Origin of the sequence: Acidovorax sp. sic0104 (assembly GCF_019219095.1) — a bacterium.
Taxonomy (GTDB): domain Bacteria; phylum Pseudomonadota; class Gammaproteobacteria; order Burkholderiales; family Burkholderiaceae_C; genus Acidovorax.
Map to the genome: position 1 here is coordinate 59,285 of NZ_JAHUWH010000009.1, position 24,666 is coordinate 83,950.

Genomic DNA, 24,666 nt, shown 5'->3' on the forward strand with positions numbered 1-24,666 from the left:
CCCGAGCGGTGGGAAAGAGCCACGACGCGCCGTCGATCACAAAGGCAGTTCGCCCGCAGGCCGGCCCAGCCACTTGCTCGACAGCTTGTCGATGTCGCCCGACTTCTTCGCTTCGGCAATGATCTCGTTCACGCGCAGGCGCAGCTTGTCCTCGCCCTTGGCGACGCCGATGAAGTTGGGGCTGTCTTTCAGCAGCAGTTTGTATTCTGTCTGCAGGTTGGGGTTCTTCATCATGATGGTGCCGGCCGTGGACGCGCTGGTGGCAATGGCCTGCGTCTGGCCCGATACGAAGGCCGAGATGCTGGCGGCATGGTCCTCAAAGCGCTTGACGTCCACGCCGGCGGGCGCGACCTTGCCCAGCTCCTGGTCCTCCATCGCGCCGCGCGTCACGGCGACCGACTTGCCGGCGAGGTCGGCAAAGCTCTTGATCGACAGGCTCTTGCTCGCGAACACCGCCTGGAAGAAAGGCGCATAGGCGGCTGTGAAATCGATGACCTTCTCGCGCTCCGGGTTCTTGCCCAGCGTGGAGATCACGAGGTCGGCCTTCTGCGTCTGCAGGTAGGGGATGCGGTTGGCGCTGGTCACGGGGATCAGCTCGACCTTCACACCCAGTTTGGCACCGATGTACTGGGCCATCTCCACGTCCAGGCCCTGGGGCTTGAGGTCGGTGCCGACGAAGCCGTAGGGCGGGTAGTCGGTGGGGATGGCGATCTTGACTTCCTTGGCCTTGAGGATGTTGTCCAGCGCGTTCTGTGCGTGGGCTGCGGGTGCCATCAGGACCGCTGCGAGGCCGGTGGCGGCGAGCACTCCCAGGGTCAGGCGGCGGGAGGACGAGGTGAGGGTGCGGACGTTGGTCATAGCAGGGCTCCTAGGTAGGTGGATGCGTCGGCAGACGCGTCTGGGTCAGACGCAGGGGTGGTGGAACTCGGGACGGCGCGGGGCTTGCGCGAGCGGGCAGGTGCTGTGGTCGGCGCAGGGCTCTTGCGCACGGGCGCCAGCGCGTCGCGCAACCCGGCCAGCGGATCGCTGCTGGCCTGCAGGCGCAGGGCCGACTGCACGGTGCCTATGTGCTCGGACATCAAGGCCTCGGCGCGGACGATGTCGCCTGCCTCCAGCGCTTCGACGATGCGCACATGGTCGGCACAGCTCTGCGCTGCATCGTGCGAGGACTGGTAGAGCATGGCGATCAGCGTTGTGCGCGCCGTGAAGTCGCGCAGCGTGTCGGCCAGCAGGCCGTTGCCCAGGCATTCGGCCAGGCACACGTGGAAGTCGCCGAGCAGGAAACTGCGCACGCCCACGTCGCTGCCCGCCAGGGCCGCCTTCTCGCGCTGCAGGTGGGCCTTGAGCTGGCGCACGGCGGCCTTGTCCACTGACTTGAGCTGGTGCAGCAGGCCCAGTTCGATCACGCGGCGCGCCTCGAAGGCCTCGCGGGCCTCGTCTTCCGACGGCTCGATGACATACCAGCCGCGCCGTGCGCTCACCGTGACGATGCCGCGTGTGGACAGGCGCGTGAGCGCCTCACGCACGATGGTGCGGCTGCAGTCGAACAGCATCGCCAGCTGCTGCTCGCCCAGGCGCGACCCTGGCGCAAGCTTCTGGGCCATCACGGCTTCAATGATGCGGTTGCTGATGTCGTTGGCGGTGGTCATTGCCGTCCACCGATTGCAGGTTCCGTGCCAACTGGTATACAAGCTCTGCGCACCAGTCTGGCGCACCCGGGCAGTCCATCAGCGTGCCTGTTGTGCGCCTTCGCCCCGGCATGGGGCATCACCGCTTCAGGTCAGCGCATCCCAGAGGTGAAGCAGGGCATCCTCCGGCTGGTCAGTGCAGAAAGGCGGGGAGCCGAAGCGCATCGTCCAGGACTGGGTGTCGGTGAATGCCGGCCAGCCCGGGTCGCCCGACACGGCGAACTGCGCCCACGCCCGGTGCATGGTCTCGGACAAGGCCACCGGCGGCTGCGCAACGGTGAACTCCAGCCCCTGCGGCGTGTCGAGGTTGGCAAAGACAAAGGGCAGCTCCACCGCATGTGCAGCCCCCAGTCGGCCACGCGCCTGAGGCGACGGCCATTCGAAGCTGTATCGATGGGCCCCGCCCGCCCAGCGCGCCGCCAGGCGTGCGATGCCCAAGGCCGGCACCCGGTAGTAGTGATCGGCCTGCAACGCAGCCAGCAGCGCTCCCGGTGTCGCCCGACCGCCGTCCACGCTGGTGCGGTAGGCGGCCACCAGCGCGGCGGGCAGTTCGGCATCTTGTGCAAACGCATCGACGTGCGAGGGCGTGGCGTCGTCCCACAGCCCCGTGGGCACGTGGTACAGGCGCATCTCGTCGGCATTGCTTCCCACCAGCACCCGCAGCGCGCTCGCCTGCCCGGGGTGGGCGGCCCAGCACCGGTGCATGGCCTGCAACGGCGGCACGGACAGCACCTCGCCATCCACCACGGGCCGCAGCGGAAAGAACTGGCGCCCGCCCAGGCCCAAGCGGCGGCGCAGCGCCGGGTCGATGGCCAGGCGATGCACGGCCTGCAGCACCGCGGCAAGAGGTGCGTGCGCCAGCGCGTCAAGCTGGGGCGCCACTCCCGCCAGCGCTGCGACGGCTTCGCGGGCTGCTGCGGACTCCTGCAGTGTCTGGCAGGCCACGCTGGGGCTTTGCAGGATGGCCCGCTGGAACAAACCCAGCGTTTGCGGCATGCCCAGCAGGCAGGCCAGCGCACCTGCGCCGGCAGACTGGCCCATCACCGTAACTTGGCCCGCGTCGCCACCCCAGGCAGCGATGTGCTGCTGCACCCAGCGCAGGGCCGCCACGATGTCGAGCAGGCCGCGGTTGGCCGGCGCGCCAGGCATGTGCAGGAAGCCGTCGATGCCCAGGCGGTATTGCACCGACACGAACACCACGCCCTGCCGCGCCCATGCGGCGCCGTCATAGAGCGGGTCGCTGGCCGCGCCACGAAAGAAGCCACCGCCGTGGACCCACACCATCACGGGCAGCGGACCCGCCCTGTCTGCGGGCGCCCAGATATTGAGCGCCAGGCAGTCCGGCCCGCCCACCACGGGCGTGTGCGCGTGCGCCACGCGCGGCAATTGCGGTGCGGCGGGCGCGAATGCCAGCGCGTCGCGCACGCCCTGCCACGCCGGCTGCGGCACGGGCGCCTGGAAACGCAGCGGGCCGAACGGCGCCTGGGCATACCGAATGCCCTTGAACATATGCAGCCCCGCCTGCACACAGCCCCGCAGGCACCCGCCATGGGCCAGGGTGACTTCGTGGTGCCCGGCAATCCCGGTCATTCGGTGGCCAGACCCAGCTTGTCGATCAGCGGGCGCCACACGGCGGCGTCGCGCTCGGTCCATGTGCGCACTTCGCGCGGCGTGCTGCCCGTGAGGCTCACGTTCATGGCCTCGAAGCGGCTCTTGTACTGCGCGTCTCCACGGCATTTTTCGGTGGCGGCGTTCAGGCGGCCCAGCAACTCGGGCGGCGTGCCGGCGCGCGCCACCACGGCGATCCACGAAGGCCGCGCCAGGTCGGCTGCGGCGGGCAGCGCTTCGGCGATGGTGGGCACATCCGGCAGCAGCGGCGAGCGCTGCGCGCCGAACACGGCCAACGCCGTCAGCTTGCCGGCCTTGACCTGCGCAGCCGCCGTGCCCATCACCAGGGTCATCGCCTGGATCTGTTGGCCCATGAGCGCGGTGAGCCCCGCGCCTTCGCCGACGAAGGGCACGTGCGTGCCAGGCGCGCCCATTTTGTCCAGCAGCGCGGAAGTGAGCAGGTGCGCCGGGCTGCCCTTGCCCGGCGAGCCGAAGTTGACGCCGCCCGGCGTGGCGCGCGCCAGCCTGTCCAGTTCCTGCAGCCGCGCGATGCCGCTGCCCGCCGGAACGGCCAGCACCAGCGGCGAGGTGCCGAGCACGGCCACGCCATCGAAGTCCGCCAGCGGGTCGTACGGACGCTGGCGGTACACATAAGGCGTGATCGTCATCTGCGACATGCCGATGCTCATGAGCGTGTAGCCATCGGCCGGCTGGCCCTTGAGAAAGTTGACCGCCAGGATGCCGTTGGCGCCCGGCTTGTTCTGCACCACCACGGCCTGGCCCAGCTCGCGCGCCGCGCAGTCGGCCCAGACACGCGTCATCGCGTCCGACCCGCTGCCCGGCGGCTGCTGCGCCACAAGCTGGATGGGCTTGGCCGGGTAGGCGGCCGTCTGCGCATGGGCTGCGGGCGGCAGGATTGCGCAGGCCAGCAGCGCAGCGGCCGCAGCCTTGCTGCGGGTGCGGGGAGTGCGAAAGTGCGTCATGGAATGTCTCCTGTTGGTGGTATGCGGGACCGCGCAGACAGCGCAAGGCACGCCCCGCAGCGGCGGGGCCGTGAGAACGGGTTCAGGTCCGCGGTGCGCGCCGCCGCGTGGGGCGCGCCGCAGGCAGCGCGGCGGCGTTGCAGCGGCTCGCGATCAGGCCCGCCAGGCATTGCAGCTGGGCCTGCGGCCCGGCTGCAGGCGCATCGGGGAACAACTGCAGCAGACCCATGCCGCGCAGCGTGGAAAACACCAGCCCGAGGAAAGCCTCGCGATCCGGCGCCGCAGCCAGCTCGGGGAATGCATCGAAGAAGCCATCGCGCATCTGCGCGTTGATCTGCTGGCGAAGCTGCGCAATATGGCCCAGCACCTCGGGCTGATTGCGGCAGCCCAGGTAGATGTTCCAGGCGACGATGAAGCGGGGCTGCGCATAGATCAGGTCCCACGCCGTCTGCACGAACTGCATGGCCCGCTGCGCAGCGGGCAGCTCGCGCGGTGGCCAGAGCTGGCCCGCTTCGACGCGCTGCTCCACCAGCTCGCTGAGCACACGCATCATGAGCACGGCCTTGGACTCGAAGTGGTGCTGCACCGCGCCCGAGGTCATCCCCGCCGAGCGGGCCAGCTCGTGGATGGACATCTCCTCCAGACTGCGGTGCTGGATCACGTTGATGGCCGTGGCGATGAGGTGCTGTCGCGTGGCCGCGCTGCGCTCGGCGTGACTGCGGCGCTCAGGGATGTTCCGGGTGGTCATGTAGCACAAACAATATACATTTCAAACGTAATGTAAATGGGCCATTCAGGCAGGCCATACGGGGAATACCCGGTGGCCGACCCAGCCCGAACCATCGTCCGCCGCGCAGGGCCGGCCCGCGCACCTAGAATGATTTCCAACCGCCGACACAATGGAGACACCCCCATGAACGCCCCAACCGCCGCCGCCCACCTGGAGCCCGAGATCCACCTGCGCGATGTGCCGCAAGCCTTGATCGACGCATTGCAAAGCCGCTTCGGCGCGCAGTGCTCCACGGCCCAGGCCGTGCGCGAGCAGCACGGGCGCGACGAGGGTTCGCTGCAGGCGCCGCCGCCCTCGGCCGTGGTGTTCGCCCAGAGCACGCAGGACGTGGCCGATGCCGTAAAGCTCGCCAGCCAGTACGAGGTGCCCGTGATCCCCTACGGCGCGGGCTCGTCGCTCGAAGGTCACCTGCTGGCCGTGCAGGGCGGCATCAGCATCGACGTGAGCCGCATGAACCAGGTGCTGAGCATCAACGCCGAAGACCTCACCGTGACGGTGCAGCCGGGCATTACGCGCAAGCAGCTCAACGATGCGATCAAGGACACGGGCCTGTTCTTCCCCATCGACCCCGGCGCGGACGCCAGCATCGGCGGCATGAGCGCCACGCGCGCCAGCGGCACCAACGCCGTGCGCTACGGCACGATGCGCGAGAACGTGCTGGCGCTGGAGGTGGTCACGGCCAGCGGCGACATCATCCACACCGGCACGCGCGCCAAGAAGAGCAGCGCGGGCTACGACCTCACGCGCCTGCTGGTGGGCAGCGAGGGCACGCTGGGCATCATGACGCAGATCACCGTGCGCCTGTACCCGCTGCCCGAAGCAGTGAGCGCCGCGATCTGCTCGTTCCCGAGCATCGAGGCCGCCGTGCACACCGTGATCCAGACCATCCAGCTCGGCGTTCCGATCGCGCGCGTGGAGCTCATCGACCACCACACGGTGCGCATGGTGAACGCGCACAGCAAACTCTCGCTGCGCGAGGAGCCCATGCTGCTGATGGAGTTCCACGGCTCACCTGCGGGCGTGAAGGAGCAGGCAGAAACCGTGCAGGACATCGCCAGCGAGTTCGGCGGCCAGGCCTTCGAATGGGCGAGCACGCCCGAGGAACGCACCCGCCTGTGGACCGCGCGGCACAACGCCTACTTCGCCGCCGTGCAAAGCCGCCCCGGCTGCCGCGCCATCAGCACCGACACCTGCGTGCCCATCAGCCGCCTGGCCGACTGCCTGCTCGAATCGGTGGACGAGGTGGAAGCCAGCGGCATCCCCTACTTCCTCGTCGGCCATGTGGGCGACGGCAACTTCCACTTCGGCTACCTGATCGACCCCAACGACGCCGACGAGCGCACGCGCGCCGAACAGCTCAACCACCAGCTGGTCGCCCGCGCGCTCTCCATGGGCGGCACCTGCACCGGCGAACACGGCGTGGGCATCCACAAGATGGGTTTCCTGCTGGACGAAACGGGGGCGGGCGCGGTGGACATGATGCGGTCGATCAAGCGGGCGCTGGATCCGAAGAACATCCTGAATCCGGGCAAGATTTTCTCGATGTGAGCCCCTGGGCGGCACCCCTGGCCGAGGGTGCGCTTTCGACGCCCTGCACACGCCGGACGCCGTGACGGATGTCACGCAAAACGACGTGGCGGCTGTTTGCTCGACCGCCGCGCGTTGCCGCAGGCCCTATCGTGCCAAGCCTTGCCCCTGGGCTTTTCATGGACAGGCCGGCGTGCAGCCGGCCGCAATCACCGCATGACCTCGCTGGTTCGCCCTCTTGCGCTTCTCGCCGCCTTGCTGGGCAGCCTGTTCTTCGGCGGACTGCTGCTCGTGTCGCTGTTGCAACCCACCTGGGTCGAACACACCGCACGCGAGCGGATCCGCCAGCACATCGAAGAGAAAACTGGCGAGAAGCTGCAGGCGCTGGATGCGCGCTTTCTGGCCGGGCGGGCGCAGCTTCTGTGGCAGGGCAAGCAGCAAGAGATCGAAGCGGCGCGCAAATCGCTGTCGGAAGGCCTGCCGGCACGCGTGGCCACCATCGCCGCAGAGATGGGCATTCCCGCCTGCGAGTGCCGCAAGCGCCGCGAAGAGCGGCTGCTGCTGGAGATCGGCACCGCGCAGCAGATGCAGGCCCAGCTCGACGCCCTGATACGCACCGCCTACCTGGACACCGCAGACAGGCTGCTGCGCGAACTGCGTATCTTCAGCGGTGCGAATGCACTGGCGTTTGCCTTGCTGGGCCTGGCCGCACTGCGTCGCCGTGGCGCGCAGGCGCCCGCACTGGTGCCGGCCGCGGCTACGCTGCTGGCAGCCGCGCTGATCAGCAGCATGGTTTACCTGTGGGGCCAGAACTGGCTACACACCATCGTGTTCGGCAGCTATGTGGGCTGGGGCCAGTTTGCCTACATTGCGCTCGTCTACGCGTGGCTGTGCGACCTGCTGTTCAACCAGGCCCGCGTCAGCGGGCACATGTGCCACGGTGTCGGTAGCATCAGCGTTTCACCCTGCTGAAACCAGTCACCATGCGCATCGCCCTCGTCTCCGACATCCATGGCAACCTCGCGGCCCTTGAAGCCGTGGCGGCGGACATCCGCCAGCGCGGCGCCGACAGGGTGGTCAACCTGGGCGACAACCTTTCGGGCCCGCTGCTGCCACGCGAGACGGCCCAATGGCTCATGGCCTCGGACTGGCTGTCGCTGGCGGGAAACCACGAACGCCAAGTGCTGAATCTGCGGCCCGGAAAGGGTGGCCCCTCGGACCAGTATGCGCACGCGCAACTGACCGAGACCGAATTCGCGTGGATGCGCAGCCTGGCGCACTGCATGCACCTGGACGACAACGTGCTGCTGTGCCACGGCTCGCCGCGCAGCGACCATGAGTACCTGCTGGAAACGCTGGACGGCCATGCACTGCGGCTGGCAACGCCCGCAGAGATTGGCGAGCGCGTGGGCGCCCACGGCGCGGTGCCCGTCATCGCCTGCGGCCACACCCACGTGCCACGCGCCGTGCGGCGGGGGGTGCAGCTGCTGGTCAACCCCGGCAGCGTGGGCCTGCAGGCGTACAGCGACGACCACCCCGTTGACCACGCGGTGCAAGGCGGCTCGCCGGATGCGCGCTACGCACTCATCACGCTGCGCAACGGCCACTGGCAGGCAGAGCACATTGCGGTGCCCTACGGCCATGAGGCCATGGCCCTGCTGGCAGAACAGCGGGGGCGGCCTGAGTGGGCTCACGCCTTGCGCACCGGCTACATGCCTTGACGCAGCGCGCGCGGCAAGCCACCCGCACCGACGCCACTGCACAAACTCTCAGCCATGCACCCCGCGCGAATCCGCAGGCGCCTGTGCGCGGTCATGCAGGCCGTAGTCCCGCACCACGGCGGCCACGCGCAGCCGGTAGTCGGCAAAGATGCCGGCACGGCCGGCCTGCTGGGTGGCGCGGTGGGCCTCCATCTGGCGCCAGCGGGCCACGGCGTCTTCGTCGCGCCAGAACGAGAGCGACAGCAGCTTGCCTGGCTGGCTCAGGCTTTCAAAGCGTTCGATGGAGATGAAGCCGTCCACCTGCTCCAGCACAGGCCGCAGCGCTGCAGCCGCTGCGAGATAGGCATCCCGCTGGCCGGGCGCGGGCAGCACCTCGAAGATCACGGCCATCATGCGGCGGACTCCACAGAGTGCGCGGGCAGGCCCAGCGTGCCTTCGACCCCCTGGGTGAAGGTGCGCTCCTCGCGCAGGATGAAGCGCTTTTCCTGCGCCATCGCAAAGTTGGCGCGGCCTTCGGGATCGGTGCGCAGGCGGGCGCGGTAGGCCTCGTACGCGGCCAGCGAGTCGAAGCCGATCAGGCCCCAGGCCTCGTAGTTACTGCCCTCGTGCGGCAGGAAGTAGCCCAGCAGGTGGCCGCCGCAGCGCGGGATGATCTGGCCCCAGCGGCGCGCGTATTCGGCAAACAGGTCGCGCTGGAACGGGTCGATCTCATAGCGGATGAAGCAGGTGATCATGGTGTGAGGCTCCGGGTCATGGTGCGTGTGGTGTGTGAGGGCTTCACGATAGGCGCTTGACGGCCACAGATGGTTCGCCCAACATCGAACCATGAAAGACGGCCCTCACATCGCGCGCATCGCCGCGCTCATCGGCGACAGCGCGCGCGCCGAAGTCCTCACCGCCCTGATGGCCGACCGCGCGCTCACCGCCACCGAGCTGGCCGACGTCGCCGGCGTCACCAAGCAGACCATCAGCGCCCACCTGGCCAAGCTGCTTGACGCCGGCCTGGTGTCCGTGGAGAGCCAGGGCCGCCACCGCTATTTCCGTCTGGCCAACCGCGACGTGGCGCAGTTGCTGGAGTCGCTGATGAACGTGGCGTTTCGCGCGGGCGCAGTGCGGCTGCGCGCCAGCCCGCGCGAGCCCGCCCTGCGCCGTGCCCGCGTCTGCTACGACCACCTGGCCGGAGAAGTGGGCGTGCAACTGCACGAGGCGCTGCTGCGCCAGGGCTACCTGCACGCTGCCGACGACGGCCTGGCCGTGACGCCAGCGGGCGCCGAATGGTTCGCCCACCAGGGCATCGACACGGCAGTGGTGGCACGCCAGCGGCGCATGCTGTGCCGCCCCTGCCTGGACTGGAGCGAGCGGCGCCACCACCTGGGCGGCGCCCTGGGCGCGGCGCTGCTGCAGCGCCTGATGGAACGCGGCTGGGCCCGGCGCGACAAGGACTCGCGCGTGGTGCACTTCTCGGCCGAGGGCGAGCTGGCGTTGCGCGCATGGATGGCACCCGCCGCCGGCGAAGCCGCCAGCAATGACGTGGCGCATGGCACGCGGCACACGCCGGCACGGGCGGGCGCATGAAGACGTTTGCGCTTTTCATCGCTACGGCACTGGCCGAAATCGTGGGCTGCTACCTGCCCTGGCTGTGGCTGCGGCAGGGCAAGACCGCGTGGCTGCTGGTGCCGGCCGCGCTGAGCCTGGCACTCTTTGCGTGGCTGCTCACGCTGCACGACACCGCCGGTGCAGGCCGTGTCTACGCGGCCTACGGCGGCGTCTACATCGGCGTGGCGCTGGCCTGGCTGTGGGCCGTGGACGGCATCCGGCCCACGACGTGGGATGTGGCGGGGGTGCTGGTGGCGCTGGCAGGCATGGCGATCATCATGCTGCAGCCGGTGAAGTGACCGACGGGCGGGGGTGCAAGCGAATTGATCGCGCCGGCTGCCGCAGTGTGCAGGGTGGAGTTCAGGCATGAAGGCCCTGCTGCTCACGCACCCTCTCCCCAGCCCTCTCCCGCAACGGGAGAGGGAGTTTGGGGCGACATGAGCGGCGGCTGGGTGCGGCGAGTGCGAAAACCGATTGCTATACAAAACATAGCATTCAGCGCTCATTCATGAAGCGCCAGAGGCCATTTCCAGCACAACCGTGACCATCCCCGCCTGGACCCCCTCTCCCCTTGCGGGAGATGGCCGGGGAGAGGGGGCCGTCTTCAGCGCACGACTGCGAGTCCACCCCCCAGCGCCCTTCAAACCAACCGCCCTGCCAGCCCCCGCTCAATTCACCTTGATTAGCCGCCAGTCGATGCGGTTGTCCGGCCGTTGCACCAGGTCCACGTTCTTCTTCATCGCCCAGGCCAGCATCTGGTTGTGCAGCGGGATGTTGGCCACCGTGTCGTTCTGCAGCTGCAGGCCTTCGGTGAGCAAGCGGTTGCGCACGGGCTGGTCGATCTCGGTCTTGACCCGGTCCACGATGTAGTCCATGCGTTCGTTGCTGTAGCGCCCCAGGTTGTAGTTGCCGTCGCCACCCGTGGTCTTGGAGCGCGTGAGCGATTGCAGGGTGTACAGCGCGTCGAAGGTCGGCACGCCCCAGCTCAGCAACGCAATGCTGGCCTCGTGCCGCTGGGCCATGGGATAGTAGGTGATGGAGGGCATGGTGCGCAGCTTGGCCTTGATGCCTACGCGGGCCCACATCGAGGTGATGGCCTGGCAGAGGTTCTCGTCCTGGATGATGGAGTTGTTGCTGCACGCAAGGTCCACTTCAAAGCCGTCCTTGTAGCCCGCGTCGGCCAGCAATGCCTTGGCGGCATTGGGGTCGTAGGGCAGGCGCTTGTCCACGGCCTCCGTCCAGCCGTTGACCAGCGGCGAGACGATGGCGCCCGTGGGCTTGGACATGCCGCGCATGGTCACGCGCTGCAGCGCGGCCACGTCGATGGCCTGGTACAGCGCCTTGCGCACCCGCAGGTCCTTGAGCGGGTTCTTGCCCTTGATGCTGCTGCCCGGCAGTTCGTCGCGGAACTGGTCCAGGGCCAGGTAGACGGTGCGGTTCTCGACCATCTCCATCACCTTGAGGTTGGGATGGGCCTTGAGGCGCTCCAGGTCCTGCAGGTTGGCTTCGCGCACCATGTCCACCTCGCCCGAGAGCAGGGCCGCGATGCGCGTGGCCTCGGACTTGATGGGCGTGTAGACGATCTCGGTGACATTGCCTTCGGCCTTGCCCGCGTTCCACCACTGCGGGTTGGCGCTGAACACGATCTTCTGGTCGGGCACCCATTCCTTGAGCACGAAGGGGCCTGTGCCCATGGCATTGCGGTGCGAGAAGGTCTCGTCCTTGGACTTGATGTCCTTGGGCTCGACGGAGTTGTTCTTCTCGGACCAGGCCTTGCTCATCACGCGCAACTCGGTCAGCTGGTTGAGCAGCACCGGGTTGGGGTTCTTCAAAAAGATGTCGATGGTCTCGCCATCCACCTTGGCGATGCGGTCCATGCCCTGGGTGTAGATGGCATAGGTGGACGTCTTGCTCATCGCGCGCTGCAGCGAATAGACCACGTCATCGGCCGTCATCAACGAGCCGTCGCTGAACTTCACGCCCTGGCGCAGCTTCACGCGCAGTTGCGTGGGGGTCACCTGTTGCCACGAAGTGGCCAAGAGCGGCTCGACCTTGAGCGTGCGGCTGTTGAACATCACGAGCGACTCGTACACCGCCGCATGGACGCCATTGCCCAGCGCGCTGTTCTGCGAGTGGATGTCCATGGTCTGGATGTCGGTGGACCCGGCCCACTTGAACGGTTTTGCCGATACGGCCGGTGCGGCGGCTGCCAGGGCCAGGGTGGCGGCCGCGAGCAGGGAGTGCTTGAAGTGCATGGAAGATCTCCTTTGCAAGACAGGGACGTGTGAAGGAACCGGCAATATGCAGCAGGACGCCCGCGCGCCCAAGCCCCCTTCCGGGGGGTGTGGTTCGGGCGCTCAAGTGCGCGTCAGGGCCGATTGCGCAAACGCCGCAACTGCGGTATCTGGCACGGCCTATGGGGCCAGGGGGTAGCGCACCCCCTCGCGCGAGGTGCCCACCTGCAGTTCATTGACCACGCCCATCACGTCGTCCACCAGCTCCACGGCCTTCTCCAGCGCCCGCGCCTGCTCGGCCGACCGCACGCAGCCCTTGAGCGTGACCAGGCGGCGCTCGCCCAGCACCCACACGCTGGTGTCGTCAAAGCGCCCCTCCTCGCGGATGTAGCGCTGCACGCGCGGGATGATCTCGGCGTCGTAGAGGTAGGAATTGGGAAGCCGGCAACGCCCCACGCGGTGGCAGCTGCCGCCATGCTGCGAACGCACATGCGCCAGCTCGCGCACCTCGGCCTCGGTGTACAGCGGCCCCTCGGGCACCGGGCATCCGGGCATGGCGGAGGTGACCTGCACGAAGGGGTCGTTGAAGGCGTTGGTGCGGGCCGCAGGCGGCGTCGCAGCGCCCTGGCCCTGTGACATGCTGGACAGGCCCGCCACCAAGGCCAGTGCGAAGACCGTGCGCAGCGGGCGCCATGGCCGATCGAGTTGCATGCTCGTGTCCTTTCGGTGAAGGGGAACGGGCATGTTAAGGCAGCCCGGAGGCAGCGGGGGCGTGGCGCCGCGCGGGGCCTGCGGAGTCGGCATTCAGCGCATCAAGACGCGGTTTTGGCCTGCAGACACGAGCGTGCGCGCGGCGATGATGGAGCCTTGCCACTTGTTGTCGGCGCTCCTTGATTTGTAGCTGAAAGCGCTTACCTATCAAGCCATGGAGCACATTTTTTACATTATCTCGCCCCTACTCCGCTCGTCCTCGCGCCGCCATGCCCAGCGACCTCATCGTCCATCGCCCTGAAGGCCTGTACTGCCCGACCGGCGATTTCTACATCGACCCCTGGCGGCCGGTCGGCCGGGCGGTGATCACACATGCGCACTCGGACCACGCACGCATGGGCTCGGCGCACTACCTGGCGCACCGCGACAGCGAAGGCACGCTGCGCACCCGGCTGGGGGCGGACATCGACCTGCAGACTCTGGCCTACGGCGAGGCAATCAACCACCACGGCGTGCGCCTGTCCCTGCACCCGGCCGGGCATGTGCTGGGCTCGGCCCAGGTGCGCGTCGAACACGCAGGCCAGGTATGGGTGGCTTCGGGCGACTACAAGCTGGAGGACGACGGCACCTGCCCGCCCTTCGAGCCGGTGCGCTGCCACACCTTCATCACCGAATCGACCTTCGGCCTGCCCATCTACCGCTGGCCGTCGCAGCCGGCGCTGTTCGCCGACATCAATGCCTGGTGGGCTGCGAACGCCGCAGCGGGCAAGGCCAGCATCCTCTACGCCTATGCCTTCGGCAAGGCGCAGCGGCTGCTGCACGGGGTGGACCCGACCATCGGCCCCATCGTCGTGCACGGGGCGGTGGAGCCGCTCAATGCCGTGTACCGCGCAGCGGGCGTGGCACTGCCGCGCACCCTGCGCGTGACGGACCCGGGCGTCACCAAGGCCGAGCTGCGCCGCGCACTCGTGCTGGCCCCGCCCTCGGCTGCGGGCACGCCCTGGCTCAAGCGGTTTGGCGAGCATTCCGATGCCTTTGCCAGCGGCTGGATGCTCGTGCGCGGCGCACGGCGCCGGCGCGGCGTGGACCTGGGCTTCGTGATGAGCGACCATGCCGACTGGCCGAGCCTGCAGAAGGCCATCGGAGCGACGGGGGCCGAGCGCATCATCGTCACGCACGGCAGCACCGAGGTCATGGTGCGCTGGCTGTGCGAACAGGGGCTGGATGCCCAGGTCTTCAAGACCGAATACGGCGCCGACGACAACGAGGACGATGCGGCCGCCGCGCCCCCGGCACAGGGCAATGCACCGGAACCCGGGACAGCGCCATGAAGGCCTTTGCCGCGCTGTTCCAGGCGCTCGATTCCACCACCGCGCAGTCGGCCAAGCTGGCCGCGCTGGTGGACTACCTGCGTGCGGCAGCGCCCGCCGATGCGGCCTGGGCCACTTACTTCCTGGCGGGCGGCAAGCCGCGCCAGATGGTGCCCACCAAGCGCTTGAAGGCCCTGGCGCAAGAGGCCGCCGGCCTGCCCGAGTGGCTGTTCGAGGAAAGCTACCAGGCCGTGGGCGACCTGGCCGAAACGCTGGCCCTGCTGCTGCCGCCCCCGGTGCATCCGGTGGACCTGCCACTGGCAGAGTGGATGGCGCAGCTGCTGCCCCTGCGCGCGCTGCCACCCGACGAGGCCGATGCCCGCCTGCGCGCGCATTGGGACATGCTGGCGCCGGAGCAACGCTTTGTGTATTTCAAGCTCATCACCGGCAACTTCCGCGTGGGCGTGTCGCGCCTGCAGGTGACGCAGGCGCTGGCCACGGTGAGCGCGCTGGACCCCAAGCGCATCGCGCACCGGCTCATGGGCTACACGCAGATGGGCCGCCAGCCCCGGGCCGAGGACTACGCCGCGCTCGTGGCACCGGTGGACGCGGCCGCCGAGGACGGCCATGCCGTGGACGCGAGCCTGGCCGGCCAGCCCTACCCCTTCTTCCTGGCCCACCCGTTCAGCCAGCCCGTGGACGAGATGGCTGCGCTGCTGGGCGCGCCTGAAGACTGGCTGGTGGAGTGGAAGTGGGACGGCATCCGCGCGCAGATCGTGCGCCGCGCGGGCCAGGTGTGGGTCTGGTCGCGTGGCGAGGAGCTGGTGACCGAGCGCTTCCCCGAGCTGGGCGAGGTCGCGATGGCGGCCCTGCCCGACGGCACCGTGGTCGATGGCGAGATCCTGGTGTGGCTGCCCGACGAGCCCCTGCCCCGCCCGTTTGCCGACCTGCAAAAGCGCCTGGGCCGCAAGACCCTCACCCCCAAGCTGCTGCGCGAACTGCCAGTGGTGCTGGTCGCCTACGACCTGCTCGAACACGCGGGCCAGGACTTGCGCCAGCAGCCGCAGCAGGCACGCCGCGCGCTGCTGGAGACGGTGCTGCAGCCGCCGCCCGACGCCATCGCAGAGCCCGCAGCCCCGCCCGCCTTGCGGCTGAGCGTCCTGCTGCACGGCGCCGACTGGCGAGACCTTGCGGGCCAGCGCGAGGCCGCGCGCGGCATGGGCACCGAGGGCTTCATGCTCAAGCACCGCCAGGCACGCTATGGCGTGGGCCGCACCAAGGACGTGGGCGTGTGGTGGAAGTGGAAGATCGACCCCATGAGCGTGGACGCCGTGCTGATCTACGCCCAGCGCGGCCACGGTCGGCGAGCAAGCCTGTACACCGACTACACCTTCGCTGTGTGGACAGGCCCAGCGGACGATCCGGACCGGCAGCTCGTGCCCTTCGCCAAGGCCTATTCGGGCCTGACGGATGCCGAGATCGCGCAAGTGGACGCCATCATCCGCAGGACCACGCGCGAGAGCTTCGGGCCCGTGCGCAGCGTGGATGCGACGCAGGTGTTCGAGCTGGGCTTCGAGGGCATCGCCCGCAGCCCGCGCCACAAGAGCGGCATCGCCGTGCGGTTTCCGCGCATGCTGCGCTGGCGCCAGGACAAGCCGGTGGCCGAAGCCGACACGCTGCAGACCCTGGCAGCCCTGTTGCCTGACCCCAACCCATGAACACCGCACGGCGCCCCCGCAAACAGGTCTCGACCCAGGCTGCCGGCGCGGCAGCCGCGTGGATGGCCGCACGCGGCTGGCAAGCTTTCGCCTTCCAGCACGAGGTGTGGAAAGCCCTGGGCGAAGGCCGCTCGGGACTTCTGCACGCCACCACCGGCGCGGGCAAGACGTACGCCGTATGGCTGGGCGCGCTGCAGCACCTGGCGTTGCCACCGACCGTTCGGGCTGAGCCTGTCGAAGCCGGGACTCGCACGGATGCCAACCCTTCCATGCACTCCGCAAGCGCGGCTTCGGGCACATCGCCCGTCCTGCCGTCGAACGAAGCGGCGGGCACGCGCGCCCGCCGAGCATCCGCACCGCCCCTCGCCGTGCTGTGGATCACGCCCATGCGCGCTCTGGCTGCCGACACACTGCGCGCGCTGCAGGCGCCGCTGCCAGACCTGGCGCCCGACTGGACCAGCGGCCTGCGCACGGGAGACACCGCCAGCAGCGAGCGCGCCGCGCAGGACCGCCGCCTGCCCACGCTGCTGGTGACCACGCCCGAAAGCGTCTCGCTGCTGCTGGCACGCGCCGATGCGCGCGAGCGCCTGGAAAGAGTGCGCCTGGTGGTGGTGGACGAGTGGCACGAGCTGGTGGGCAACAAGCGCGGCGTGCAGGCGCAGCTGGCGCTGGCCCGTCTGTCGGGCTGGAACCCGGCACTGCAGGTGTGGGGCATGTCGGCCACGCTGGGCAACCTGCAGGAAGCGCTGCACACCCTGCTGCCCAGTCCGGTGCCGGATGCACCCGCAGCACCGCCCGCCGCACTGGTGCAGGGCCGCATCGACAAGGCACTGCGGGTGGACGTGATGCTGCCGCCCAAGGTGGACCGCTTTGCCTGGGCCGGCCACATGGGTCTGGCGCTGTTGCCGCAGGTGGTGAACTCCATCGAGGCCTGTGCCTCCACACTCGTATTCACGAACACGAGATCCCAGGCCGAGCGCTGGTACCAGGCCCTGCTGGAGGCGCGGCCCGACTGGGCCGGCACCATCGCACTGCACCACGGCTCGCTGAGCCAGGAAGTGCGCGCGTGGGTCGAGGCCGGGCTCAAGGCCGGCCAGCTCAAGGCCGTGGTCTGCACGTCGAGCCTGGACCTGGGCGTGGACTTCCTGCCCGTGGAGCAGGTGCTGCAGATCGGCTCTGCCAAGGGCGTGGGGCGGCTGGTGCAGCGCGCGGGCCGCTCGGGCCACGCACCGGGGCGTACCTCCAGCATCACCCTGGTGCCCACGCACAGCCTGGAGCTGGTGGAGGCCGCCGCCGCGCGCCACGCGCTGGCGCAAGGCCGCATCGAAGACCGGCACACGCCGCGCGCGCCGCTCGATGTGCTGGTGCAGCACCTGGTCACCATCGCCCTGGGCGGCGGCTTCGTGCCCGATGCGCTGCTGGCCGAGGTGCGCCGCGCCCCGGCCTATGCCACGCTGGCCGACAACGACTGGCAGTGGGCCCTGCAGTTCGTGCGCCAGGGCGGCGCGTCGCTGGCCACGTACCCCGACTTCCAGCGCGCGGTGCCCGACGAAGACGGCACATGGCGCGTGCCCGATGCGCGGCTGGCGCGCCGGCACCGCAGCAACATCGGCACCATCGTGAGCGATGCGAGCATGCAGGTGCAGTTCGTGAGCGGCGGGCGCCTGGGTTCGGTCGAAGAGAGCTTCATCGCGCGGCTGCGCAAGGGCGACGTGTTCATGTTCGCCGGCCGCCTGCTGGAGCTGGTACGCACCCAACAGATGACGGCCTACGTGCGCATTGCCCCCAAGGGCAGCGCCTCGCTGCCGCGCTGGAACGGCGGGCGCATGCCGCTGTCGAACACGCTGGCCGACGCCATGCTGGAGATGCTGGAGCAGGCCGAGCGCGGTATCTACGCATCGCCCGAGATGCAGTGCGCCCGCCCGCTGCTGGCCGTGCAGCATGCGTGGTCCGCCCTGCCCACGCCGGGCCGCCTCGTGGCCGAGACCCTGCACACGCGCGAGGGCTGGCACCTGTACCTGTACCCGCTGGCGGGCCGCCTGGTGCACCTGGGCCTGGCGGGGCTGCTGGCCTGGCGCGCGTCGCGCGAGGTGGCCAACACCTTCTCCATCGCGGTGAACGACTACGGGCTGGAGCTGCTATCGGCCAAGCCCATCGACTGGTCGGCACTGTTGCCGCGCATCCTGGGCGAGGGCACGCCCACCACCCTGGGCAGCGGGCTGGAGGACGAAGTGCTGGCCAGCCTGAACGCCACCGAGATGGCGCGCCGGCGCTTTCGCGAGATCGCGCGGATCGCGGGCCTCATCTTCCAGAGCCACCCCGGCGAGCAGCGCAGCAGCCGGCAGCTGCAAGCCTCGTCCTCGCTGTACTACGACGTGTTCGCGCAGTACGACCCCGGAAACCTGCTGCTGGCCCAGGCCCGTGCCGAGCTGCTCGCCAACGAGCTGGACATGGACCGCCTGGCGCGCACGCTGCGCGGCATGCAGGCGCAGACATTGTCCATCCACGCCATCGAGCGGCCCACGCCCTTCGCTCTGCCCTTGATGGTGGAGCGCTTTCGCGAGCGCCTGAGCACCGAGACGCTGGCCGACCGGCTGGCGCGCATGGTGCAGGCGCTGGAGAAAGCCGCCGATGACACCACCGGCACCCACGAAGCCGATAATCCGGTGCAGCCGGCCGACATGGCCTGGGATGTGCCCGATGGGGCCACCGCCGCCGCCCGGCGCCCCCGACGGAGCAACGGCGAGGGTGCAGCGCGCAGGCCCCGCAGGCGCCACGGTTTCTGAGCCCCCTCCATAGCCACGCCTTGAACGTACCCTCGCTGCCCCAGATCCCGCCCCCCGGCGCCCACGCCCTCACCCTGCCCGGCGGCACCGTGCTGTGGCTGCTGCCCCAGCGCGCGGTGGCCTGGCCCGCGGCGCGCATGGCCTTCGTGGCCGACGTGCACTTCGGCAAGGCCGCCACCTTCCGCCGTGCCGGCCAGCCCGTACCGCACGGCACCACGGCCGACAACCTGGCCAGACTCGACGCGGTGCTGTGCGCCACGGGCGCGCAGCACCTGGTCTTCCTGGGCGATTTCCTGCACGCGCGCAGCGGCGCGGACGAGCCCCTGTGGGCCCAGCTGCAGCCCTGGCGCGAACGCCATGCACACATTCACATGACCCTGGTGCGCGGCAACCACGACCTGCACGCAGGCGACCCCCCTCCTTCACTGTCCATCGACCTGGCCGATGAGCCCTGGCATCCCGTGCCAGGGGCCGAGGTCCTGGCGTGCCACCACCCGCAGGCCGCTGCCGATGGCACCGTGATGGCGGGCCACCTGCACCCCACGGTGATGCTCCAAGGCCTTGCACGCGACGCCCTGCGCGTGCCTTGCTTCGCGTGGGAACCGGGGCTGCTGGTGCTGCCGGCCTTCGGGGCCTTTACCGGCACGTCGAGCCAGTCAGTCGCACCGTCGGCGCAGCCATTTGCGGTGGCAGGGGACCGCATACTGCCCCTGCGGCGAGCAGCGGCACCCGCTTGAACCGAGCCCGCCCATGGCCCTGCCCGCCATGGGGATTTGCCGCTTCTTGCGGCCGCCGTATGCCCCGCAATGGACCGCGCCTGCAAGGGGGCGCGCGAAAAAAGTGCATTTACCCGGCGGTAAATTTTGCATAGTGGAATTCAATTGCAAAAACCGGGACCGACGAAAGCTCCAAGGAAGGAGAATGCGAGAGCATTCGCGTTTGGCCTCTGCCGTACCCTGGCGGAGGGCTCCTACCTACTCGTTTCGTGAGACAAGCCATGACGACCCAGCAACCCACCATCATCTACACCCTGACCGACGAGGCTCCTCGCCTGGCCACGGCCTCCTTCCTTCCCATCATCCGCACGTTCGCGGCGCCCGCGGGCATCAACGTGGCGGAGTCCGACATCTCTGTCGCTGCCCGCGTGCTGGGCGAGTTCCCCGAGTTCCTGAAGGAAGAGCAGCGCGTTCCGAACACGCTGGCCGAGCTGGGCAAGAAGACGCTGCAGGCCGACGCCAACATCATCAAGCTGCCCAACATCAGCGCGTCGGTGTCTCAGCTCAAGGCCGCGATCGCCGAGCTGCAAGGCAAGGGCTACGCCCTGCCCGACTACCCGGACCAGCCCAAGGACGACAAAGAGAAAGAGATCAAGGCCCGCTACGGCAAGTGCATCGGCTCGGCAGTGAACCCCGTGCTGCGCGAAGGCAACTCCGACCGCCGCGCCCCCGCCGCCGTGAAGAACTACGCGCGCAAGAACCCCCATTCGATGGGTGAATGGAGCCAGGCCTCGCGCAGCCATGTCTCGCACATGCACCATGGCGACTTCTACCACGGTGAAAAGTCCATGACGCTGGACCGCGCCCGCGAGGTCAAGATGGAGCTGATCACCAAGAGCGGCAAGACCATCATCCTCAAGCCCAAGGTTTCGCTGCTGGACCGCGAGGTCATCGACAGCATGTTCATGAGCAAGAAGGCGCTGCTGGAGTTCTACGAGAAGGAGATCGAAGACGCCCGCAAGACCGGCGTGATGTTCTCGCTGCACGTGAAGGCCACGATGATGAAGGTCTCGCACCCCATCGTGTTCGGCCACTGCGTGCGCATCTTCTACAAGGACGCGTTCGCCAAGCACGCCAAGACCTTCGATGAGCTGGGCGTGAACGTGAACAACGGCATGGTGGACCTGTACACCAAGATCGAGACGCTGCCGCAAAGCCAGCGCGACGAGATCAAGCGCGACCTGCACGCCTGCCACGAAAACCGCCCCGAGCTGGCCATGGTCGATTCGGCCAAGGGCATCACCAACTTCCACTCGCCCAACGACATCATCGTGGACGCCTCCATGCCCGCCATGATCCGCAACAGCGGCAAGATGTGGGACGCCAACGGTCGCCTGAAGGACGTGAAGGCCGTGATGCCCGAGTCGACCTTCGCCCGCATCTACCAGGAGATCATCAACTTCTGCAAGTGGCACGGCGCGTTCGACCCCAAGACCATGGGCACGGTGCCCAACGTGGGCCTGATGGCCCAGCAGGCCGAAGAGTACGGCTCGCACGACAAGACCTTCGAGATCGCCGAAGACGGCGTGGCCAACATCACCGACCTGGCGACCGGCGAAGTGCTGCTGTCCCAGAACGTGGAAGCCGGCGACATCTGGCGCATGTGCCAGGTCAAGGACGCCGCGATCCGCGACTGGGTGAAGCTGGCCGTGAACCGCGCCCGCAACTCCGGCATGCCCGTGGTGTTCTGGCTCGACTCGTACCGTCCGCACGAGGCGCAGCTGATCACCAAAGTCAAGATGTACCTGCACGAGCACAACACCACGGGCCTGGACATCCAGATCATGAGCCAGGTGCGTGCGATGCGCTACACCCTGGAGCGCGTGATCCGCGGCCTGGACACCATCAGCGCCACCGGCAACATCCTGCGAGACTACCTGACCGACCTGTTCCCCATCATGGAACTGGGCACCTCGGCCAAGATGCTGTCCATCGTGCCGCTGATGGCCGGTGGCGGCATGTACGAAACGGGTGCCGGCGGCTCCGCGCCCAAGCACGTGCAGCAGCTGGTGGAAGAAAACCACCTGCGCTGGGATTCGCTGGGCGAGTTCCTGGCCCTGGCCGTGTCGTTCGAAGACCTGGGCCTGAAGACCGGCAACGACAAGGCCAAGATACTGGCCAAGACGCTGGACGCCGCCACGGGCAAGCTGCTGGACAACAACAAGAACCCATCGCCCAAGACCGGCCAGCTGGACAACCGCGGCAGCCAGTTCTACCTGGCTCTGTACTGGGCGCAGGAGCTGGCCGCGCAGACCGGCGACGCCGCCCTGGCCGCCAAGTTCGCGCCCCTTGCCAAGCAACTGGCCGACAACGAGCAGAAGATCGTGGACGAGCTCAATGCCGTGCAGGGCCAGCCCACCGACATCGGCGGCTACTACCTGCCCGATACCGCCAAGCTCGACACCGTGATGCGCCCCAGCAAGACGCTGAACGACGCGCTGAAAAGCGTCGCAGCCTGAGAGCCACGCCCCTGAGCCGCTGTGCGCTGTCCCCGAAAGGGAACGCGCCAGTTATCCAGGGGGAGGGCGGATGGTGATTTATTGATGAAATAAGTCTCTACCGCGCTCCCAATAAGCGCTAGCAGCTATATTTTTCATAGCGCATTAAAACAAAGGCCCTGCTGACCAGCAGGGCCTTTGTGCTTTGCGGAGCCTGTTGCCGTCGTGGGCTCAGGGCCGTGTGCGGTCGTACACCCGGCTGACCAGGGGCGCCGGCACGTAGTCGGGCAAAAACGCGCAGCCCTTGCCGAAGGCAGCTTCGTTGGCAGGGCACTGCTGGGCGATGCTCTCGGGCGTGGGTTTGACGCCTTCATCCGCCCAGCGCAGCAGCGCGGTCAACAGCGTGGGGTAGGTCGGGTCGCTCAGGTAGCTGTGGGTGTTGTGGCGCGTGAAGGTCTGCACCAGCCGCGCGCCGCTGCCGCCCTGCTCCATCGTGGCCTTGAACTGCGCGTCCAGCTCGACGAACGCCGTGGGGTCGTCCACGCCTTTCACCGTCAGCACCGGCACGGGGATGCGGCCCGTGGGGTCGGTATCCTCGGCAAAGCGCGCCACGGCCTGGGGGTCGGCCTTGTAGCGCTGCACACCGGCGTTGAGCGCGGCGTCGTCCGGCGAGCCCTTGTAGACCACGCCCATGTTGCCGAACGGGCTGGCGCCGCCGGTGCGGTGCTGCACGACGTCGCGGAAGTGGAACGTGGCCCAGTTCATGTGGCCCTGGATGGAGCTGGCCGGGATGCGCAGCACATCCACCAGGGTTTGAACCTTGCGCTGCTGCTCGGGCGTGCGTTCGGCCGCCGGCTTGTTCAGCGCCAGGCATTCGTTCAGCCGGGCCTGCAGGTCGCCCTGCGCCATCGCCACGTCCCGCGGCAGGCCGATGTTGAGCGGGTAGGCTGCCTCGGTGGGGCGCGGGTGGTTGTTGCACAGGTACTGGTAGACCACGCGCAGGTCGGTGCGAAAGTCGTATGACCGCGTGCCGCCCGCCAGCACGCCGCTGGTCAGCAGCACCGCGTCGTAGGGACGCTGGCCGTCTGCAGTGCGCTGGAACATCTCCGCGCCTTTCGCTGCCACGCTGGCGCCCCACGACTGGCCGTGCAGGACGGTTCGCTGCGGCTTGGCCACGTGCTTCACGAAGATCTGGCGCAGTCGCTCGGTGTCCTCCGCCGCGGCCCGCACCTCCACCCCGCCCTGGCGGAAAGTGCTACCCGCCCAGGCATAGCCCGCGCGAACCATGATGGACCAGCGCTCCAGGTCCTCCACCGCCCGTTCGGGCTTGGGCGCGCCCAGGGCCGGGCCGCCGTGTGCATGCAGCACCAGGCGCTGGTTCCATGCGGTGGGCATGGCGATCAGGTAGTAAGCCCCGGCCGAGTCCTGACCCGCAAGGCACCTGGCGATCGCGCTCAGCTCTTTGGGACAGGCCGCCGCCGTGGGCGCGACCTCCTGGGTGGCCAGGGCCGGCACCGATTGCGATGCCGGCGTTGCACGGGGCTGCACCGGGGCGCAGGCGGCCGCCAGGCCGGCCAGTGCCACCAGCGTGAGGCGTACCGGCAGGGCCGTGCGGGTGATGAGGGCTGGGGGCTGCAGTGAAGTCATGCGGTATGTCTCCGTTGGAATGGTTGTATGAGTCGGCAAGTCGCTCGCTGCGCATCGTAGGAACGCCATCTCCATACGTCAAATATGCAGATTCTCACCATGCCATACGATCGGCGTATGAACCGTACCGCCATCCGCCTCCCGCATTGACACATGGACATCCGCCAACTGCGCTATTTCCTGGCCGTGGCCGAGACCGGCCACATGACCCGCGCGGCCGAGCTGTTGGGCATGGCGCAGCCGCCGCTGAGCCAGCAGATCAAGGCGCTCGAAGGCACGGTGGGTTTGCCTCTGTTCAAGCGCCATGCGAAGGGCGTCACGCTGACCGAAGCGGGCCGCGCGCTGCAGGCCGACGCCACGCGCCTGGTGCACGACTTCGATGCGCTGCACAGCCGCATGCAGCTCTTGGCCGAGGGCAAGACAGGACGCCTGTCCATCGCCTTCACCAGCTCGGCTGCTGCGCACGAGTTCACGCCCTTCGCACTGCGCGAATGCCGCGCACGGCATCCCGATCTGGTGCTGGAGATCGGCGAGAACAACGCCGCCGAAATCACCGAGGCGGTGGCCGACGGCCGCCTGCACTGCGGCCTGCTGCGCGTGCCCGTGGCCCGGCCCGCAGGCGTTGCCTTCGACACGCTGCAGCACGAGCCCGCCATGGTGGCCCTGCCCACTGATCATCCGCTCGCCCTGCGCCAGCGGCGCTCAAGGCCGCTGCCCGTGCGCGTCGCCGACCTGCACGGCGAGCCGATGATCCTGGTGCGCCGACCTGGTGCGCCGGGCCTGTACGCCAACCTGCTCGCGCTGTGCGCGGAACACGGCGTGCAACCCCGCGTGGTGGCCGAGGTGGAACGCATGCTAACCAACCTGAACCTGGTGGCCGCAGGCACGGGCATTTCGGTCGTGCCGTCGTCGATGCTCGGCGTGCACCGCCACGCGATCGCGTACCGGCCGCTGGTGGACCACGGCCGGCTCGAAGTGCCGCTGACGCTGGTCTACCGCAGCGACGACAACGTGGGGCCCACGGCGACCTTCACCGCGCTGCTCAAGACACTGGCGGGTGCACTGCCGGCGGCAGCGCCACGCCGGACAACGCCGCGCGGGTAATCCCGACAGCGCCGATAGTGCCGCGGCGC

At 68.7% G+C, this 24,666-nt stretch carries 21 protein-coding genes; 11 read left to right on the plus strand and 10 right to left on the minus strand.

Annotated elements, in window-relative coordinates; genetic code table 11:
- Positions 1–36: 36 nt before the first annotated feature.
- From KW835_RS15510 to KW835_RS15530, 5 genes are all read right to left on the minus strand, one after another.
- A complete protein-coding gene (locus tag KW835_RS15510) occupies positions 37–858 on the minus strand; it encodes a transporter substrate-binding domain-containing protein (RefSeq protein WP_218383899.1) in 822 nt (273 codons plus the stop codon).
- Complete coding sequence (locus KW835_RS15515) at positions 855–1,649, minus strand: GntR family transcriptional regulator (RefSeq protein ID WP_218383900.1); 795 nt, start codon at positions 1,647–1,649, stop codon at positions 855–857. Before KW835_RS15515 ends, KW835_RS15510 begins: the two co-directional genes overlap by 4 nt.
- A gap of 126 nt (positions 1,650–1,775) precedes the next feature.
- The gene (locus tag KW835_RS15520; RefSeq protein WP_218383901.1) at positions 1,776–3,278 is read right to left on the minus strand and encodes a carboxylesterase/lipase family protein; all 1,503 of its coding nucleotides are present in this window, start codon (positions 3,276–3,278) and stop codon (positions 1,776–1,778) included.
- Positions 3,275–4,279 (minus strand): tripartite tricarboxylate transporter substrate binding protein, encoded by a 1,005-nt coding sequence (locus KW835_RS15525; RefSeq protein ID WP_218383903.1) that lies wholly within the window; start codon positions 4,277–4,279, stop codon positions 3,275–3,277. The genes KW835_RS15520 and KW835_RS15525 overlap by 4 nt, the downstream gene beginning before the upstream one ends.
- Positions 4,280–4,361: 82 nt before the next feature.
- On the minus strand, positions 4,362–5,027 hold the full coding sequence (locus KW835_RS15530; protein WP_218383905.1) for a TetR/AcrR family transcriptional regulator: 666 nt from the start codon (positions 5,025–5,027) through the stop codon (positions 4,362–4,364).
- Positions 5,028–5,192: 165 nt separating this feature from the next.
- Here KW835_RS15530 and KW835_RS15535 point away from each other — a divergent pair, with 165 nt between their 5' ends.
- The 3 genes from KW835_RS15535 to KW835_RS15545 all read left to right on the plus strand — a co-directional run bounded on the left by KW835_RS15535 (position 5,193) and on the right by KW835_RS15545 (position 8,317).
- Positions 5,193–6,617 (plus strand): FAD-binding oxidoreductase, encoded by a 1,425-nt coding sequence (locus tag KW835_RS15535; protein WP_218383913.1) that lies wholly within the window; start codon positions 5,193–5,195, stop codon positions 6,615–6,617.
- Between the two features lie 195 nt (positions 6,618–6,812).
- Positions 6,813–7,568, plus strand: a complete 756-nt coding sequence (locus KW835_RS15540; protein ID WP_218383915.1) for a hypothetical protein — start codon at positions 6,813–6,815, stop codon at positions 7,566–7,568.
- Positions 7,569–7,579: 11 nt separating this feature from the next.
- Entirely contained in the window at positions 7,580–8,317 is a 738-nt protein-coding gene (locus tag KW835_RS15545; protein WP_218383917.1) for a metallophosphoesterase, read from the plus strand.
- Positions 8,318–8,365: 48 nt separating this feature from the next.
- Here KW835_RS15545 and KW835_RS15550 read toward each other — a convergent pair whose 3' ends face one another.
- Both KW835_RS15550 and KW835_RS15555 read right to left on the minus strand, forming a co-directional pair.
- Positions 8,366–8,710, minus strand: coding sequence for an antibiotic biosynthesis monooxygenase (locus tag KW835_RS15550; RefSeq protein ID WP_218383919.1), 345 nt, complete (start codon positions 8,708–8,710; stop codon positions 8,366–8,368).
- The gene (locus KW835_RS15555) at positions 8,707–9,051 is read right to left on the minus strand and encodes an NIPSNAP family protein (protein ID WP_218383921.1); all 345 of its coding nucleotides are present in this window, start codon (positions 9,049–9,051) and stop codon (positions 8,707–8,709) included. Before KW835_RS15555 ends, KW835_RS15550 begins: the two co-directional genes overlap by 4 nt.
- Before the next feature lie 91 nt (positions 9,052–9,142).
- Between KW835_RS15555 and KW835_RS15560 the strand changes: the two genes are divergently transcribed.
- Both KW835_RS15560 and KW835_RS15565 read left to right on the plus strand, forming a co-directional pair.
- A complete protein-coding gene (locus KW835_RS15560; protein WP_218383930.1) occupies positions 9,143–9,892 on the plus strand; it encodes a helix-turn-helix transcriptional regulator in 750 nt (249 codons plus the stop codon).
- On the plus strand, positions 9,889–10,212 hold the full coding sequence (locus tag KW835_RS15565) for a YnfA family protein (RefSeq protein ID WP_218383932.1): 324 nt from the start codon (positions 9,889–9,891) through the stop codon (positions 10,210–10,212). The genes KW835_RS15560 and KW835_RS15565 overlap by 4 nt, the downstream gene beginning before the upstream one ends.
- Positions 10,213–10,581: 369 nt before the next feature.
- On the opposite strand, the gene KW835_RS15570 is transcribed toward KW835_RS15565, so the two are convergent.
- Together KW835_RS15570 and KW835_RS15575 are read right to left on the minus strand one after the other, a co-directional pair.
- Positions 10,582–12,168, minus strand: coding sequence for an ABC transporter substrate-binding protein (locus tag KW835_RS15570; RefSeq protein ID WP_218383933.1), 1,587 nt, complete (start codon positions 12,166–12,168; stop codon positions 10,582–10,584).
- Between the two features lie 159 nt (positions 12,169–12,327).
- Positions 12,328–12,786, minus strand: a complete 459-nt coding sequence (locus tag KW835_RS15575) for a BON domain-containing protein (protein WP_255593588.1) — start codon at positions 12,784–12,786, stop codon at positions 12,328–12,330.
- A 341-nt stretch (positions 12,787–13,127) separates the two neighbouring features.
- Here KW835_RS15575 and KW835_RS15580 point away from each other — a divergent pair, with 341 nt between their 5' ends.
- The 5 genes from KW835_RS15580 to KW835_RS15600 all read left to right on the plus strand — a co-directional run bounded on the left by KW835_RS15580 (position 13,128) and on the right by KW835_RS15600 (position 21,907).
- Positions 13,128–14,189, plus strand: coding sequence for a ligase-associated DNA damage response exonuclease (locus KW835_RS15580; RefSeq protein WP_218383935.1), 1,062 nt, complete (start codon positions 13,128–13,130; stop codon positions 14,187–14,189).
- A complete protein-coding gene (locus KW835_RS15585; RefSeq protein WP_218383936.1) occupies positions 14,186–15,886 on the plus strand; it encodes an ATP-dependent DNA ligase in 1,701 nt (566 codons plus the stop codon). Before KW835_RS15580 ends, KW835_RS15585 begins: the two co-directional genes overlap by 4 nt.
- On the plus strand, positions 15,883–18,672 hold the full coding sequence (locus KW835_RS15590; protein WP_218383941.1) for a ligase-associated DNA damage response DEXH box helicase: 2,790 nt from the start codon (positions 15,883–15,885) through the stop codon (positions 18,670–18,672). The genes KW835_RS15585 and KW835_RS15590 overlap by 4 nt, the downstream gene beginning before the upstream one ends.
- Before the next feature lie 20 nt (positions 18,673–18,692).
- Positions 18,693–19,409, plus strand: coding sequence for a ligase-associated DNA damage response endonuclease PdeM (pdeM, locus tag KW835_RS15595; RefSeq protein ID WP_218383942.1), 717 nt, complete (start codon positions 18,693–18,695; stop codon positions 19,407–19,409).
- A gap of 260 nt (positions 19,410–19,669) precedes the next feature.
- Positions 19,670–21,907, plus strand: coding sequence for an NADP-dependent isocitrate dehydrogenase (locus tag KW835_RS15600; RefSeq protein ID WP_218383943.1), 2,238 nt, complete (start codon positions 19,670–19,672; stop codon positions 21,905–21,907).
- A gap of 210 nt (positions 21,908–22,117) precedes the next feature.
- On the opposite strand, the gene KW835_RS15605 is transcribed toward KW835_RS15600, so the two are convergent.
- Positions 22,118–23,533, minus strand: coding sequence for a hypothetical protein (locus tag KW835_RS15605; RefSeq protein WP_255593571.1), 1,416 nt, complete (start codon positions 23,531–23,533; stop codon positions 22,118–22,120).
- A gap of 153 nt (positions 23,534–23,686) precedes the next feature.
- Here KW835_RS15605 and KW835_RS15610 point away from each other — a divergent pair, with 153 nt between their 5' ends.
- A complete protein-coding gene (locus KW835_RS15610) occupies positions 23,687–24,637 on the plus strand; it encodes a LysR family transcriptional regulator (protein ID WP_218383944.1) in 951 nt (316 codons plus the stop codon).
- Positions 24,638–24,666 lie beyond the last annotated feature (29 nt).